We start from the raw sequence: 15,966 nt of genomic DNA on the forward strand, positions 1-15,966 counted from the left end.
ACCGTCAAGCCCAGCAAGGTCCCGTCCGACCGCGGAGGCGTTCAGTCCGGTTCGCGCAGCAGCCGTAGCGGATCCTGGTCAGGTGTCGCCGGACCAGGGTTCAGAGGACTTGCGGAACCCAGCTCGCACGGCACGTCGATCAGGCGCCGCCGGGGGCCGGTGTCGCCGGCGAGCGCCCAGATCGGTCCGGCCGGGTCGGTGTCGACCCGGTCCTGTGACGTGGTCGCGACGGTGACCCCGGACGTGCCGGTGGCGGCGAGCCGCTGCCGGAGGTTGCCTTCCCGCAGCCGGCTGGGCAGGACGAACAGCACCGGCCAGCGAGGCCCGCCGAGGTCCTGGACCCGGCGGTACGCGGGCAGCTTCGCGGCGACGGTCGACAGGGTCTCGGTGCCGGTGTCGTACTCGAGGTAGAACGCGACCGTATGATCGCCCTCCCGCCACACGCCGTGCCCGTCGGGGACGACTCGGCTGTCGAGCACGGCGGCGATCGTCGCGCCGGACCACCAGCGGGCCAGCCGGTGCTCGGGGACCGTCCGGGCGTGGGCGAGCAGCCCGATGAAGACGTCGTTGGTGCCGACGGTGTGCCGCAGTTGCGGGCTGATCACGATCCGGTCCTGGTACTCGCGAGCTCGGCCAGCCCGTACCGGGACTGGACCGTCTCCCGGCCCATCACCACGACCCCGGCGGCGAGGACCGCCAGCACGAACGACGCGTTCACGATCACCAGCGAACGCCCGGAGATGGCCACCACCTGCGGCAGCGACGTCACGTCCGGCGTCGAGAACGCCGTACCGGCCAGGAATCCCCACAGCAGGTCCAGCGACGCGGCGACCACCTTCGCCAGCCCGCCGATCACCTCGTTGACGAAGAAGTCGCCCATCAGCTGCCCACGATCCCCTTGAGCAGCGTCAGCAGCACCGGCGCCAGCACCGCCAGGGCGTAGCCGATCGCCGCCGAACGCAGCGCCTGGTTGGACTTCTCCACCTCCGCCGGGTCACCGCCGGACGTCACCCGCCGGAACCCGCCGATGGTGAGGAACAACGTCGCGACCGCCGCCAGCAGCGTCGTCACCGTGCTGGTGAGGTTCGCGATGACCGTCGGCAGGTCGTTGACGGCGAGCGGGACCGGATCGGCGGCGTACGCCGGAGCACCCGGCAGCAGGAGCAGACCGGCGGCGACCGCGACGGCCACCACCACCCGGACAACAGTGCGGAACATGAGCCCACCTCCACCCCCGGCACAGCGGGGGAGTCGCAACGGACGGACGGCGCCACCGGCGCTCGCCGCGGGTGACGCGGAAGGCGGTGCCGTGACCGACCCGTCCTCCCGCCCGTACAAGGCCCCGGTTGGGTGGCCAACCGTCGCGCCCGCCGGGCGCCCCCGACCAACAGCGACCAACAGCGGCCAACGGCGGCCAACCGCGGCCAACCGGCATCGCCGGACAGGTCCGCGGCCTCACGCCGCGACAGCCACCGCGACCGGTGGCCGGCGGTCCCGCCGCGCCCGATCCGCCGCCGACGGCACCACCGGCAGCAGCACATGATCGAGCTCACCGCTGCGGATCGCCGCGACCAGATCCCGCTCCGCCCGCCGCCGCCACGCCGCCGCCAGCCCGGCATCGACACCGAGCACGGCCGCCACCGACCGCACCGAGCACCCCTCCAACCGGGTCCGGGCGATCAGCGTCCACTCCTCGGCACCGATCACCCCCGCCGCCACCGCCCGTGCCAGCAACCAGTCCGGGTGGTCCCACGGCCGCTGCGGCGGCATCGAACCCAGCGGCGGCGTCCACACCGGGGCCCGCTCCTCATCGCGGCGGGTCAACGGCTCGACCACCAGGTCCGTGGCCCGCCGCATCGCCGCCTTCACCGCCCGCTCCGCACCGTCCAGCAGCCGGCCCGCGATCCGCGGCCGGTCCACGTCGACGGTCCGCAACCGGTCCAGGAACCCCGCCAGCACCTCCGCGTCACGGTCACCGACATCGCCACGCCGCCTCGAAGCGGGCGGGCACCTGCACGTCGCCATCGCCGCCGGCCCCCGCGGCGCGAACCGGTACACCGTCATCATGCGGCCGCCCGCACCCGCCGACGGCACCGTGAACGAGGAAGCCGGCACCCCCGGGCAAAACGCCCGGGGGCGGTCCTCCCCGGGGGACGGTGCCCCGGGGACCCCGGACCAGCTGCGTACCGGGAACCCCGGACGCAATACCGCCCGCCGAACGTCCAGTACGTCAGGGAACGATCCTCACGCGCGCGAGCCGAACACCCCGCGCGGCGCCGCGCTGCCCCCGACACCCGAGGTGCCCCGCTGCCGCGATCATCGCCACCAACCGGCCGACCGCTGCGCCTCATGTCGCAGCGAACGCCTCGGCGGCACCCGGTGACCGTCGTGCCGCTGCCACACATCGTCGGTGCCGCCGGGGCCGGGGCCAGGGCCGAGGTCGATGCTGCCACCAGCATACCGCGGGCATCGTCACCGGTCATTCGGTCATTCAGGCCTGTTGACCTGCGGTTTCTTCCGCCTAAGCTCGCCGGGCCAGGGCGGAAGGAGAACGGATGACTGTTGGCGGCCAAGACACCGTGGGCTACGAACTCGAGATGTGGGCCCGCACGATCCTGATCGGATCGCGCGGGCCGAGTCCCTACGAGAAGGTCATGGCGTACCGGATCTTGACCCGGGTCAACCACCGCGCCTACCAGGCTCACCTGGCCAAGGCGTTGCTGAGCCTCAGCTACCCGTCCGGCCACCATGCCTCGCCGCAGACCCGGCTGGCGTTGCTGGAGGAGGCAGCCGCCGCCGCCCGGAGCGTGCGACGCGACGAGCCGCGACGCGGCGAACTTGTCGTGCAGACTCTCGACTCGTACCAGCGCACCCTGTATCAGCTGGGCCGCCGCGCTGAAGGCCTCGCGGTCCGCGAGGAGATGGCCACGGCGAACCGCCTGGCGTTCACGGCCGGGGAACGCGGCTGGGTCGAACGGGGACTCCGTTCCTGGGCTCATGGGCTCGCCGAGGAAGGCCGGCACGCCGACGCGGCGGCCGCCCTCACCGAACTCCTCGACGTCATCCTGCGGGAGGACGCCTGGGGCACCTGCACCTGGGACCGGCTGAGCCTGACCGCCGAACTGGACGCTGCCGGCAACACAGACGCCGCGGTCAAGACACTGAGTGCGATCCTCGACGAGGACCGGGCCAAACTGGCCGCAGACAGGACCTCCCTCAGCGTCGTATTCCACACCCTGATCTGGCACGCACTGCTCCTCGACCGCGCGGGCCGCGCCGACGACGCCGACGCAGCCCGCCGCGAGGCACTCGACCTGCTCCGCCGACTGGCCGCCACCGGAGAACCCAAGCACTGGAGCGGGTACCAGTTCTCCTACGCCGGCGTGCTACTGGCCGTCCAGGCCAGCAACGCCGAGCCGCACACAGCCGGCCGGCCCCGACCCGCGTTCGGCGTCGACCCCGACCAATGGTCGCCCGACCTGCGGGAGCGCTACTTCGACGAATCCGGGATCGCCCGGCGCGAGGCCCCCGCCTCCGACCGGCCCGGCACCCTCCGCGACACGGCCCGCCGCGAACACCGCCTGCCCGAACTCGCCGCGCTGCGACGCCGGCTGGCCATCCGCACCGGCGTGTACGGGCTGTGGCGCCACGGCCACCGCTTCCTCGAACCAGCCTTACCCGCCTTCGACGACAGCGTCGACGTCGCCCGCCGCCTACACGCCCGAACCACTGCGACCGGCCGGCGGGCGCTCATCCACGCACTGACCGACCGGGCGATGATCCTCACTGCCGGACACCGCTATCCCGACGCCCTCAGCGACTACCACGAAGCATTGACGCTGCACTCGACGACCTGACCGACCAGCCGGCCGGGACGCTGCGCGGCGCTCCCTCTCGCGGGTGTACAACTTGGCCGGCGACGGTCAGCGGCATCTGTTGCCAGCCGTCGAGGGCGAGCAGGGCCGCGGAGAAGCTACGCCGGGTCCAGGAGCTGTTCGCGGGTGCACCAGCCTCGGGCGGGGCGTTGCTGGAAGAGTCCGACGGAGTCGTCCGGGCCGTCGGTCGCGGCTCATCTCGTCGGTGGTGGCGGTCCGCTGCTCCGTGCCCCGCCGGCGGCGAGCACCCAGTGTTTTCAATTCTCTGAGGCTTCTTTGAGATGGATCGGCGGCTTGTGCAACGTTCGACCGGCAGACTGCTTCGCGGGATCAAGCGGATACATGCCCAGGAGTGGTGGTTGTGCGGACGATTCGGGTTCCGGGTCGGCTGGGGTTCTGGCGGTCGCCGGAGGGGCAGCCGGGCTGGGCGCGGCCGGCGCTGCTCGCGGTCGCGGCCGCGGCCGCCGTGTTGTACGCCTGGCGCATCCGGGACAGCGGCTTCGCGATGTTCTACTCGGTCGCGGCGAAGAGCATGTCGGTGAGTTGGAAGGCGTTCTTCTACGGTGCCCTGGACCCGGGCGCGACGATCACCATCGACAAGCTCGCGGGGTCGTTCGCGCCGCAGGCGCTGTCGGCGCGGATCTTCGGGTACCACGCCTGGTCGCTGACCCTGCCGCAGGTCGTCGAGGGTGTCGTCGCGGTCCTGGTGATGTATCGCATCGGCCGGCGCTTCGCCGGGCCCGCGGCTGGGCTGCTGGCGGCCGGGCTGTTCGGGCTCACCCCGGTCGTCGCGTCGATGTTCGGGCATCCGATGGAGGACGGCCTGCTCACCATGTGCCTGGTCCTCGCGGCGGACGCGTTCCAGCGGGCGCTGATCGAGGGGCGGCTGCGGTCGCTGGTACTGGCCGGCGTGTGGATCGGGGTCGGCTTCCAGGCCAAGATGATGCAGGCGTGGATGGTCCTGCCGGCGATGGCCGTCACCTACCTGGTGGCCGCGCCCGGTTCGTGGCGGCGCCGGCTGGGTCAGCTGGGCGCGGCGGGCGCGGTGATGCTGGCCGTGTCGGTGTCGTGGGTCGCGCTGTACGAGCTGACGCCGGACGCGCACCGCCCGTACGTCGACGGCAGCACCAACAACAGCGCGATCGCGATGGTGTTCGGCTACAACGGCATCGACCGGTTCGGGCTGCACGTGCCGGGCGCGGTCCAGTCCATGTTCACCGGCAGCGGCGGACCCGGCAGCGGCGGACCGGGTGGCTTCGAGCCGCCCGCCGGGACGCAGTTCGACCAGCGCGGCCCCGGATCGGCCACCGAGGGCGGCCCGCGCGGCGGCGGGCCGGGCGGTGAAGGCGCGGCGAAGCTCGTCGGCTCCCGGTACGGCTCGCAGATCGGTTGGCTGTACCCCCTCGCCCTGCTGGGCCTGGCATTCGGCCTGATCGCCCGGAGGCGGTCGCCGCGCACGGATCCCGTCCGGGCCAACCATCTGTTCTGGGGGCTGTGGCTGGTGACGGTCGCGGCGGTGTTCAGCTCGATGATGATCCCGCACACGGCGTACATGGCGTCCCTCGCGCCGCCGCTCGCGGCGCTGTCGGCGGCCGCGGTGGTGCAGGCGTGGCGCGGCCTTCGGGACCGGACCGCGCCGTGGCAGCTGCCGGTGCTCCTCGTGGCGGAGCTGGCCTGGACGGTGTACCTGAGCCGGCGGTTCCCCGACTTCCTGCCCTGGCTGCCGTGGGTGGTGCTGGGCACCGCCATGCTCGCGCTGCCGGTCCTCGTCGTGGCGGCGGTCGGCCGTCCGCGCGCGTCCGGGCAGCGGGTCCTGGTCGCCGCGATGGCCTTCGCGGTCGCGGCGATGGTGGCGGTACCGAGCGCCTGGGCGGCCTCGGTGCTCGACGCGCGGTACGGTGGCAGCGCCTTCGACGCCTCGGCCGGCCCGGCGGCGCGGGAGGGCCTCGGCGGCGGCGCCCGGATGCCCGGCGGGCAGGGTCCGGGCAACGGCCAGTTCCCGGGCGGTCCCACCGGCGGCGGGCTCCCCGGCGGCGGCTTCCCGGGCGGTGCTTTCCCGGGTGGCGGGTCCCCAGGCGGCGGGTCCCCAGGCGGGGGGTTCCCGGGTGGCGGGTTCCCGGGTGGCCAGGCGCCCGGCGGGGTCCGGTTCGGCGGCGCGAGCGACGCGCTCACCGCCGAACAGCGGCAGCTCGACGAGTACCTGATCGCCCACCGCGGCGGTGCCCGGTTCGTGGCCGCGATGAGCTCGTGGAACACCGCCGGGCCGTACATCATGGCCACGGGCCGGCCCTACCTGCCGATGGGCGGGTTCAGTGGCACCGTGCCGCAGCCGACCCTCACCGCGCTGCGGGGCATGGTCGACCGCGGCGAGCTGCGCTACGTGCTGCTGTCCGAAGGTGCCGGCCCTGGTCGCATGGGTGGCGCCACGACCGGGATCGCCGACTGGGTGCGGTCCGCCTGCACCGAGGCCCCGGACGGTATTGCCGGCACTGTTACCGAGGTGCTCTACCGCTGCGGCCCCTGAACGAGCCTCCGCAACCCCTGTGAAGATCCACGTTTCCGCCTCCGGAGGACGGCGAGGGTCGTAGCCTCGACCGGCGCGGCCACGGCTCGGCGTACACCTCGCGTTCATGTGTAGTTTGCATGCTGTTCAAAGGCTGCTCTGAGGTTCGGCTGGTTGTGTCTCTTTTGTCCTGGCCGACCTCAGATTGGCGACGAACTATGCGATGGCCGTTCCGACGACGACGCGAGGTGCCGCCGGACGCCGGCCCCGATTCCCCGGTGCCGGACTCCACCGGTTCGCCGGACGCCGGCAACGACGACCACGCCGGGCACGCACTGCGGGCGCCGAGCAGGCTGCACGCGTTCAACCGGTACGAGATCAAGTACCTGATGCCGGTCACCGCCCTGCCGGCGCTGCGCGACGAGCTGGACCGGCGCCTGGACCGGGACAGCCACGGCACCGACGGCGGGTACGGGGTGTGGAGCACCTACTACGACACCCGGGACCTGCGCTTCTACTGGGAGAAGATCGAGGGCCTGCGGTTCCGGCGCAAGCTGCGCATCCGCCACTACGGCGACCGGTTCGCCGTCGACGACGACACGAACGTGTTCGTGGAGATCAAGCAGCGGGTCAACCGGGTCACCCAGAAGCGGCGGGTCGCGCTGCCGTACCGGCAGGCCCTGCGGCTGTGCGACCAGCGGGAGCTCGTCGAGGACGGCGCGTTCGTGCAGGAGGTCCTGGAACTGGTCAGCCGTCTCGACCTGCGGCCGGTGGCGATGACGGGGTACCAGCGGGAGGCGTTCGTCGGCCGAGGTGCCGAGGCCGGCCTGCGGGTCACCGTCGACCAGCGGGTCCGTGGCCGGGACCGGGACTTCCACCTGGCCGCCGACGCGGAGAACCGGCTCGCCATCCCGGCCCGCCTCGCCGTGGTGGAGTTCAAGGCCAACGAGCGGGTCCCGTACTGGCTGACCGACCTCGCCGCCGAGCTCAACCTGTCCGTCGCCCGGATCTCGAAGTACTGCCAGAGCGTGGAGGCGTACGGCCGTGCCCCGCGCTCGATCTTCCACGTCCCAGACACCGACCCCGCCGATGCCCTCGCAACGGCCTCCGCCCACCCCGATTCTCGTAGTGAGGTCTGACCGTCATGCCGTTCGAAGTTCAGGACCTGTCCGGCACGTTCAGCGTCGGTGACATCGCGATCGCCCTGTCGCTGTCGTTCGTGCTCAGCGCGATGATCGGCTGGGTGTACCGGTTCACCCACCGCAACGTGTCCTACAGCCAGTCGTACGTGCAGACGCTCGTCATCCTCGGCATGCTGATCGCGCTCATCATGCTGGTGGTCGGGTCGAACATCGCGCGGGCGTTCGCGCTCGTCGGGGCGCTGTCGGTGGTCCGGTTCCGCAACGCCATCAAGGAGACCCGCGACGTCGGGTTCATCTTCCTGGTGATGGGCGTCGGCATGGCCGCCGGCACCCGGTTCTACACCCTCGCCATCGTCGCGGCGGTGGCGATCAGTCTCATCATCGTCGTCATGTACCGCTTCAACTGGTTCGCCGCCAGCGTCCAGCGGCAGGTGGTCAAGGTGCAGGTCCCGCCGGACGGCGGCTACACCGACGGCATCCAGGACGTGCTCATCGCGCACACCAGCGAGTTCGAGCTGGTCAGCATCGAGTCGATCCGCGGCGGCGCGCTCAGCGAGCTGATGTACACCGTCCGGCTGAAGAAGGGCCACGAGCCCGGCCAGCTCATCGCGGCGCTCGGCGAGCGCACGGGCGGGCAGCGCGTCACCGTCCTGACCGGTTACGACCAGACGGACCTGTGATGCGCCGCCGGCTGCTGCACCGCATCCCGGTCCGGGTCCGGCACTACTGGAAGCTGCTCGCGGTCTGCGCCGCGTTCCTCGTCGCGTGCGCGGTGGTGTTCGACACCGTGCGCGTGGCGCCGCTGGTCACCAGTACCAGCGACAACGACGGCGACCAGATCGTCGAGGACATCGCGGGGACCACCGACCTCTTCGACGAGACCAAGGCCCACACGATCACGCTCAGCTTCAAGGACGCCGACTACCAGCGGCTCCTCGACGAGTTCTGGGACGAGGGGGAGAAGGAGTTCCTGGAGGCCGACATCACCATCGACGGCACGCGGATCGACAGTGTCGGCATCCGGCTCAAGGGCAACTCGACCCTCGCCGGGCTGACCCGCAACGGCCAGTCACGGCCGAACGGGTTCGGCGGCGCCCGGGGCGGTGCCCAGCCCGGCGGTCAGGGCGGACAGATGCCACAGCGCAACGGCGGCGCCAACGGCAACGGCGGCCCTCCGGCCGGCGGCTTCCCCGGCGGCGGTGGCGGCTTTCCCGGCGGTGGTGGGGCAAGGCCCGGTGGCGGGTTCGGCATGGCGTCGCTGAAGGCGGAGGAGCCGGAGACGCTGCCGTGGCTGATCCGCTTCGACGAGTTCGCGGACGGCCGCCGGTACCAGGGCCATCGCGAGATCGCCGTCCGCGTCGCCGGGATGGGCGGCGGGTCCACGGTGCTCAACGAGGCCGTCTCCCTCAACGTCCTCGCCAAGGCCGGGCAGACCGCGCAGCGGTACGCGTACACCAGCTTCACCGTCAACAACCGGCCGACCACCGCCCGGCTCATCGTCGAACACCCCGACGAGGACTTCGCCGGCACCCTCGGCGAGTCCGGCGTGCTCTACAAGAGCCTCGCCACCGGATCGTTCACCGACCAGGGCGACGACCCCATCGACTACGCCGACGACTTCAAGCAGATCACGAAGAAGGGCAGCCAGGACCTCCAACCCGTCATCGACCTGATCAAATGGGTGCACAGCGCCAGCGACGCCGACTTCGACAAGCACCTCGCTGACCACGTCGACGTCGCGTCGTTCGCCCGCTACGTCTCGGCGCAGAACCTGCTGCTCAACTCCGACGACATGGCCGGACCCGGCCGCAACTACTACCTGTGGTACGACCTGAAGACCAAGAAGTTCTCCGTCGTCGGCTGGGACTACAACCTGTCCTTCTCCGGCAGCGCCACCACCGGCCCGCACGACACCACCTCCATGGGCGGCGGCCGCTTCCCCGGCGGCGGCAACGGCGGGGACTTCCAGCCGCCGGCCGGCATGCAACCACCCGCGGGCATGGGCGGCGGCATGGGCGGGCGCGGCGGGTTCGGCGGCAACAAACTCAAGGAACGGTTCCTGGCCAGCAAGGCGTTCACTGCCACCTATGACGACGCCTACCGCGCGCTGTACAAGAAGATCTACGCCGGCGCGGACGCCCTGAACATCCTCGACGGCATCACCACGGTCCTCGGCACCGTCCAGGGCAACAACGCCGAGAAGACCAAGTCCGACGCCGAAACGCTGCGCACCCTCATCGTGCAGCGAACCGAACACCTCGCCGGCGACAGCGTCATCGCCGGCGGCTGACCGGTCAACCCCGCGAACCCGCACCCGGCGACCCCGGGTGCGGGTGCTGCGCGGCATGCAGCGCGGCCGTAATGTGGCGGTGAGGATCGACGGTTCGGTCTGCCCGGTCACTTCGGCCTTGTGCAGCATGCGGACGCCGGTGGCGGTGTGGAACGCGTTGGCGTGGAGCTCGCCGCCCAGCCCGCGGGTTTCGATGAGCGTGTGGTCGACGTCCCAGAGGAGCAACCGGCGGGCGGCTCGAGGCAGGACCATCACCCGAGTCTGCCGGCCGGCGGCGTAGCCTGCGGAGAACAACCGGTACCGTCGCGGCGCTCTTCCTCACCACGGAGTTGCTCGTCGCCGACAAGGCCTGACGCCCGGCCGGTGGCTACAGGGGTACCGGTGCGCGGCTGAGCAGTGACGTCGCCAGGGTGCGGTAGCGCTCGGCGACGATGGACCAGCCGCTGCGCTGGGAGATGCGCTCGGCCTCCTCGTGCATGCCGGTGACGAGGCCGGGCTCGGTGAGCACCCGCTTGAGGGCCGCGCCGATGGCCGGACCGTCGCGGTGCGGCACGAGCAGGCCCGCGCCGCCGCCGAGCGTCTCGACGGCATGGGGGAAGGAGGTGGCGATGACGGGCTTGTGCGCCGCCAGCGCCTCGACGAGCACTCCCGAGGTCGCCTGGTCGGGCGAGTCGTACGGCAGCAGCACGACGTCCGCGCGCTCGATCAGCCGGTCGAGGCGGTCCTGTTCGAGGTAGGCACGCTCGAACGAGACCAGCCCTGCCAGGCCGAGCGCGCGGACCTTGGAGTACAGCTTGAGGCGGTAGGCCTCGCCCTGCTCGGCGAGCACCTTGGGGTGCGTCTGGCCGGCGATCACGTACTGCGGCCGGGGCACGAGGTGGCGCACCAGCCGCAGTCCGGCGATCGCCCACTCGATCCCCTTGCCGGGGCCGAGCAGGCCCCAGGTCAGGATCACAGGCCTGTCCGACGACTTGAGCCGCCGCAGCGGCCGGGTCTCCGGTGCGCCGTGCGGGATGACGACGACCTTGTCCGGTTCCACGGCGTACTGTGCGATGAGCCGCGTCCGGGCCGCCTCGGTCATGGCGACCGCGACGCCGGCGAGCGCGACGACCTGTTCGAGCACCGCCTTCTGGTGCTCGGTGGGCTGGCTCAGCACGGTGTGCAGGACCACGATCACGGGCACCCGGAGCTGGCGGAGCACGGGCAGCAGGTCCTCGCCGTCGGCGCCGCCGTAGATGCCGTACTCGTGCTGCACGATCACGACGTCGTGGCGCTCGAGCGCAGCGACGGCCGGCTGTTCGCCGGCAGGCGAGTGCAGCAGCAGGCGCGCGACCACCTCGGGGCGGTCCGCGTAGGTGGGCGACTCCACCACGCGCACCACGCCCGCGCGGTCCCCGGAGCCGGGCGTCGTGAGCGCGCGCAGCAGCGAGGCCGTGAACGTCGCCAGGCCGCATTGGGTCGGCGGGTACGTGCTCAAGAATCCGTAGGAGATCGTCATGGCCGACGACCGGCACCGGCAGAGCGATCAGACATGACCCACCTTCCAATGGCGGGTGCGGCGCCGACCGGCGAGCGCAGAAGGCTAACCCGGCGCTGGTCAATTCGGTGCGAGCACCATGGTGGCGACGAGCGGTCGCCGACGACCCGGAGCTTCGATCGAGACGGGTCAAGACGTGTCGACCGTAGCACGCGGCAGGCTTCCGCCAGCACGATCGGGTGACACTGTCCACAATGGACACGACGCCGGGTGTGGGCCGTCGGGCGTCCGCCGACTCGCGTCTGGACCGGCGACCGGGGTCTCGGGCGCCTCCGCGAGGCTACGCCCTCTACCGGATCGGCTGACTGCGTTGGGTTCTTCAATGCATCCAGGCCCCCGGTGGCGCCGACATTGCGGCGGGACGCCGCGACGTGCCGCTGACCTTCTTCGCACGTGGGGCTCATAGGTGGCGAGGTAGCGCCGCCCGGAGCTCCATCGCGCGGCGACGAGCGGCGGTCGCGCCGGATAGCGTTCACCGCGGCGGCGTGTACGGTGGGAAACGTTGATCTGCTCATCCCGATCGACGCCCGGGCGACGGCAGCAGCATCGCCGTCGCATGGTGCTCGCACCGCATGACCAGCGCCGTGTTCGCCTTCTGCGCTCGCCGCCGGCGCCGCACCCGCCATTGGAAGGTGGGTCATGTCTGATTTCGTCGCCGGTTCCGGTCGTCCGCGATGAGCGGGCCGGACGGGTGTCCGGGCACCGCGCCGGTGCTGCCGTGAGCATCCGCCGCCCGGGGCCGTCGTTCGCGCACCTGCGCCGGCTCAGTGACGACGTGGGCCTGTTCGAACACGCCGAGCACACCACGCCGAGGACGTCGCACGGGTACTGTGTCGACGACGTCGCCCGCGGCCTGCTGGTCATCTGCCGCGAGCCGGCCGCGCCGCCGGACCTGCTCCGCCTCGCCCAGCGGTATCTGGCGTTCCTCGTCGCGGCCCAGGCCCCCGACGGTGCGTTCCGCAACCGGCTGGGACCAGACCGGCGGTGGCAGGACGAGCCGGCGGTCGGCGACTGGTGGGGCCGGGCGATGTGGGGCCTCGGCACGGCGGCCGCCCGCAGCCCGCTGCCGTCGATGCGCGCGACCGCGCTGCGGTGCTTCGAGACCGGCGCGCACCGGCGCACCCGCTGGCCGCGGGCGATGGCGTTCGCGGCGCTCGGCGCCGTAGAGATCCTCGACGCCTGGCCGGACCACCGCGCCTCACGGTGGCTGCTGCACGACGCGGTGGTCACGATCGGACCCGTGCCGCAAGACCCGGCCTGGCCATGGCCGGAGCGTCGCCTCACCTACGCCAACGCCGCCCTGGCGGAGACCCTGATCGCGGCCGGTGGCGACGCGTCCTCCGACGGGCTGCGCATGCTCGGCTGGCTGCTGGAGCGGGAGACGTACGACGGGCACCTGTCGTGCACGCCGGTCGGTGGTGCGGGCCCGCTCGACGTGGCCCCGGCCTTCGACCAGCAGCCGATCGAGGCAGCCGCGATGGCCGACGCGTGCGCCCGCGCGATGACCGTCAGCACCGACCCCCGCTGGGAGCGGGGCCTGGCGTCGGCGATCGACTGGTTCCTCGGCGCCAACGATCGTGGCCTGCCGCTGCACGACCTGTCGACCGGCGGCGGATGCGACGGGCTGACCGCCTCCGGTCGTAACGAGAACCAGGGCGCCGAGTCGACGCTCGCGCTGCTGTCGGTGTTGCAGCACGCGCAGCGGTTGGACCCCGCCGCTGCTCCCGCGCTCGCCGGCCACCGATCGGGGCCCAGCCGCCGGCTGGGCTCGTGCCCCACCTTCGACGAATGAGAGAAGGTCACGATGGCGAGCAGATCCGCGCACAAGGAAGACCGCAAGAAGGAAGGCAGGACGCTGAAGGAGAAACGGGCCGCGAAGAAGGCCAAGCGCACCTCCGATACCAACTCGCTGATCCCGCCAGCCGGCCGGTGACGCTGTTGCCCGGCCGGCCGCACGGGCCGGCCGGGCAACAAAGGTGATCGCGGTCATGACGGTGCGGGGCCGGACCGGCGTAGGGTTGGGCTGCGGCCCGTTCTGATGCGGCCGCGCGTGGCCCGGGCGACTACTCCTTCTCGCCTTCACCCGCCGCTGTGCGGCGCAGGTCCGGAGGTCCGCCCAGATGCAGGTCGTGCAGCTCAAGCCCAGGTCCACTCGCCGGCCCGACGCGACGGGTCCGGCTGATGCGCAGCCGGTCGATGCGGTGCCGGCCAACGCGACGATCCACCCGATCGGGGCCCAGGCCGTGGTCCACTCGCTGCTGGCCGCGGCCGGCACGGCAGAATTCGCGCCCTCGATCCTCGACACGCAGCCGTGGCGCTGGCAGCTCACCGGCAACACCCTGACCCTGTACCTCGACCGTGGCCGCATCGACGACGACGTCGACGCCGACGGCCGCCTGGCGATCCTCAGCTGCGGTGCGGCCCTCCACCACGCCCGGATCGCGCTCGAGGCGGAGGGCTGGCGGCTCACGATGAACCGTAAGACGGACCCCGCCGACCCTGATCAACTCGCGTCGCTGCGGCTCGAGGAGCGCTCGCCGGCCGATCCGGCGGATGCACCGCTCATCGGCAGCATCCCCCTGCGGCGCACCGACCGGTCGCCGGTCACCGGCGCGCCGATCACAGCCGCGCAGCTCAAGGCCGTCACCGCCGCGGTCCGGGCCGAGGAGACGTCACTGCACGTGCTGTACCCGGATGAGGTCGTCGACCTCGCCAGGGTCGCCTCCGGCGCCCGGCCCGCCGTGTCCGGATCCGGGGACCGTTCGACCGGCGCCGGGCCGGCGCGGCTCGCCGACGACCGCGGCGCCACGTTCGCGCTGCTGTACGGCCACACCGACGAGCCCGAGGACTGGTTGCGCGCGGGCGAAGCGCTGTCCGCAGGCTGGCTGACCGCAACCGCCGAAGGCGTCTCGGTCCTGCCCCTGAGCGCGGCGGTCGAGGGGACCGCCACCCGCCAGGCGGTCCAGATCATGATCGGCTGCGTCGGCTACCCGTACCTGCTGCTCCGCCTCGGCCGCGCGCCGGCGCCGCCGGCCCGCGCCGTGCCCCGCTCGCCCAGGTGATCGACCGGCGCTGACGTGCCCCGATCGCGGCCCGTGCATCACCGGCCTCAGTACGGACCGCCGCTCAGGATGACCGGGACGGACCTGCGGGCGGCGTGTCGTCTGCCCCACCGACTCCGTCACGGTCGGTTGGCTGTCGCGGGGGCAGCGCCGTCGCCAGGATCGCCGCGGCGTGCAGCGAGTTGGCCGGATCGGCGGCCTTGTCCAGGGCGAGCCGCGCGGCGGCGGCGGGGGCGTCGGGCGGGACGATCAGGAGGTTGATCTGGTCGCCGGCCTCCGTGATGATGGACAGCAGTCCCGGGTCGGCACTGCTGAACCACCGGATCTGCACGGTCCCGGTCGCCACCAGGAACCGATCGAAGCAGGGATCCCAGGTGCGGCTGCTGAGCATCAACCGGCGGATCGGTCCGTAGCGCTCCACGACCTCGGCGACCAGCCCGGGCAGCTCGGCCGCCGGATTCCAGGAGTGCGGCCACCAACCCCCGTTGAGCACCGCGCGGGGCGAGCGTCCGGGGACGAGGGCCAGCCGGGGCTGGGTTGAGGAGCCGAACGCGGTGAACGTGCCGCCTCGATCGTTGTTGAGCATGGCCAGTCCCTCTGTCGAAACACACGAATATTTCGAGGTCGATGCGCTGATGGCAGGGCGCGCGGACCAGGCCCGAACGTCCAGCCTACGCCCGTTCCAGGTCCGGTCGCGTCCCGTCGCGGCCGGCACCGGGCCGCCGGCGAGCTGTACACGGCGTTGTCCGTCAGAACGATCCGGTGCGCGTCTCGCTGTAGGGGGCGATCCGTGCGCCGATCACGTGCTTGAAGTTCACCAGCAGTGTGGAAACGAGCTCGTCCCCGAACCGCGAGACGGTCAGCGGATGCACGGTCTCCTGCGTCATCCAGGCGGTGAGCTGCTCGATGGTGATCTCGGTGCCGTGCACCCGTAGCAGGAGCTCCTTGTCGCGGCCAGCGGTGAGCAGGTACAGCAGGCATGTCGGAGGCTCGATCGTCATTGCGCACATCCCTTCGGCGGGCCGCGGCGCCGCCGATCGTCCTTCGCGGACGCGGCGTCGGCATCCGGGCCCGATGTGACGGCTATTCCCGGTTGGCAGGTTCGTCGTGCCCGGCGAGCGGCGTGATCCGATGCCCAGCGCCCGCTGAGCCTCCACAGCTGCACGATGCGCGCCGTGCCCGGCAGCGCGACGAGCAGGACACCGAAGACCGCCGCCAGCAGCAGCGCCACCCCATCGGCAGCTGTCCGTGCGCACCGGAGAACGACACCTCGGCACGCCGGCTGTTCTGCTGGAGGAAGACCAGCAGTAGGAGCAGCACCAGGGCGAGGAGGACGGCGGCTACTTACACGCCACCCACCCGGGAGCGCGCAGCCATCGCGGGCCTGCCACCGGGGTCTCGAGCGCTATCCGCCATCCTACGCCGCTCCAGCCGGGCGGGCACGGACACTGCCGGGGGCGGACCGGCCGGCGCTGGTGCGTTGACCAAGAACGTTCACCGGGTGGCCAGAGTTTGATCTCTACGTGGAACCAGGCCGGTTGGGACCGGCTCCGGGAT

Annotated in this window: 15 protein-coding genes; 8 read left to right on the plus strand and 7 right to left on the minus strand. The window is 72.0% G+C overall.

All coding sequences use genetic code 11. The annotated features are described in order from the left end of the window. Positions 1 to 41 precede the first annotated feature (41 nt). From ABZ321_RS45550 to ABZ321_RS45565, 4 genes are all read right to left on the minus strand, one after another. Positions 42 to 605: a replication-relaxation family protein gene (locus ABZ321_RS45550; protein ID WP_354902317.1), complete on the minus strand. Its 564-nt coding sequence runs from the start codon at positions 603 to 605 to the stop codon at positions 42 to 44. Then, positions 602 to 880 (minus strand): hypothetical protein, encoded by a 279-nt coding sequence (locus ABZ321_RS45555; protein WP_354902320.1) that lies wholly within the window; start codon positions 878 to 880, stop codon positions 602 to 604. Before ABZ321_RS45555 ends, ABZ321_RS45550 begins: the two co-directional genes overlap by 4 nt. Next, on the minus strand, positions 880 to 1,218 hold the full coding sequence (locus ABZ321_RS45560) for a pilin (protein WP_354902323.1): 339 nt from the start codon (positions 1,216 to 1,218) through the stop codon (positions 880 to 882). The genes ABZ321_RS45555 and ABZ321_RS45560 overlap by 1 nt, the downstream gene beginning before the upstream one ends. Before the next feature lie 237 nt (positions 1,219 to 1,455). After that, positions 1,456 to 1,959: a hypothetical protein gene (locus tag ABZ321_RS45565; RefSeq protein ID WP_354902326.1), complete on the minus strand. Its 504-nt coding sequence runs from the start codon at positions 1,957 to 1,959 to the stop codon at positions 1,456 to 1,458. Between the two features lie 596 nt (positions 1,960 to 2,555). Between ABZ321_RS45565 and ABZ321_RS45570 the strand changes: the two genes are divergently transcribed. From ABZ321_RS45570 to ABZ321_RS45590, 5 genes are all read left to right on the plus strand, one after another. Beyond that, the gene (locus ABZ321_RS45570) at positions 2,556 to 3,857 is read left to right on the plus strand and encodes a hypothetical protein (RefSeq protein WP_354902328.1); all 1,302 of its coding nucleotides are present in this window, start codon (positions 2,556 to 2,558) and stop codon (positions 3,855 to 3,857) included. Positions 3,858 to 4,236: 379 nt separating this feature from the next. Continuing rightward, positions 4,237 to 6,399, plus strand: a complete 2,163-nt coding sequence (locus ABZ321_RS45575) for a glycosyltransferase family 39 protein (protein WP_354902330.1) — start codon at positions 4,237 to 4,239, stop codon at positions 6,397 to 6,399. Between the two features lie 257 nt (positions 6,400 to 6,656). Further along, positions 6,657 to 7,517, plus strand: coding sequence for a polyphosphate polymerase domain-containing protein (locus ABZ321_RS45580; RefSeq protein ID WP_354902332.1), 861 nt, complete (start codon positions 6,657 to 6,659; stop codon positions 7,515 to 7,517). A gap of 5 nt (positions 7,518 to 7,522) precedes the next feature. Then, positions 7,523 to 8,200, plus strand: a complete 678-nt coding sequence (locus ABZ321_RS45585; RefSeq protein WP_354902335.1) for a DUF4956 domain-containing protein — start codon at positions 7,523 to 7,525, stop codon at positions 8,198 to 8,200. After that, positions 8,200 to 9,810, plus strand: a complete 1,611-nt coding sequence (locus ABZ321_RS45590; protein WP_354902336.1) for a CotH kinase family protein — start codon at positions 8,200 to 8,202, stop codon at positions 9,808 to 9,810. Before ABZ321_RS45585 ends, ABZ321_RS45590 begins: the two co-directional genes overlap by 1 nt. A 367-nt stretch (positions 9,811 to 10,177) precedes the next feature. Here the strand turns inward: ABZ321_RS45590 and ABZ321_RS45595 are convergent, their stop codons facing one another. Beyond that, positions 10,178 to 11,287 carry a glycosyltransferase gene (locus ABZ321_RS45595; RefSeq protein ID WP_354902338.1) on the minus strand — a complete coding sequence of 370 codons (1,110 nt, stop codon included), beginning with the start codon at positions 11,285 to 11,287 and terminating at the stop codon, positions 10,178 to 10,180. A 778-nt stretch (positions 11,288 to 12,065) separates the two neighbouring features. Here ABZ321_RS45595 and ABZ321_RS45600 point away from each other — a divergent pair. The 3 genes from ABZ321_RS45600 to ABZ321_RS45610 all read left to right on the plus strand — a co-directional run bounded on the left by ABZ321_RS45600 (position 12,066) and on the right by ABZ321_RS45610 (position 14,409). Then, positions 12,066 to 13,139: a glycosyltransferase gene (locus ABZ321_RS45600; protein ID WP_354902341.1), complete on the plus strand. Its 1,074-nt coding sequence runs from the start codon at positions 12,066 to 12,068 to the stop codon at positions 13,137 to 13,139. A 12-nt stretch (positions 13,140 to 13,151) separates the two neighbouring features. Beyond that, complete coding sequence (locus ABZ321_RS45605) at positions 13,152 to 13,280, plus strand: hypothetical protein (RefSeq protein WP_354902343.1); 129 nt, start codon at positions 13,152 to 13,154, stop codon at positions 13,278 to 13,280. 187 nt (positions 13,281 to 13,467) lie between these two features. Then, positions 13,468 to 14,409, plus strand: coding sequence for a nitroreductase (locus ABZ321_RS45610; RefSeq protein ID WP_354902345.1), 942 nt, complete (start codon positions 13,468 to 13,470; stop codon positions 14,407 to 14,409). Positions 14,410 to 14,473: 64 nt separating this feature from the next. Here ABZ321_RS45610 and ABZ321_RS45615 read toward each other — a convergent pair whose 3' ends face one another. Both ABZ321_RS45615 and ABZ321_RS45620 read right to left on the minus strand, forming a co-directional pair. Continuing rightward, positions 14,474 to 14,995, minus strand: a complete 522-nt coding sequence (locus ABZ321_RS45615) for a DUF5994 family protein (RefSeq protein ID WP_354902347.1) — start codon at positions 14,993 to 14,995, stop codon at positions 14,474 to 14,476. 163 nt (positions 14,996 to 15,158) lie between these two features. Then, positions 15,159 to 15,410 carry a hypothetical protein gene (locus tag ABZ321_RS45620; protein ID WP_354902349.1) on the minus strand — a complete coding sequence of 84 codons (252 nt, stop codon included), beginning with the start codon at positions 15,408 to 15,410 and terminating at the stop codon, positions 15,159 to 15,161. Positions 15,411 to 15,966 lie beyond the last annotated feature (556 nt).

Source organism: Dactylosporangium sp. NPDC006015 (assembly GCF_040614215.1).
Taxonomy (GTDB): Bacteria; Actinomycetota; Actinomycetes; order Mycobacteriales; family Micromonosporaceae; genus Dactylosporangium; species Dactylosporangium maewongense.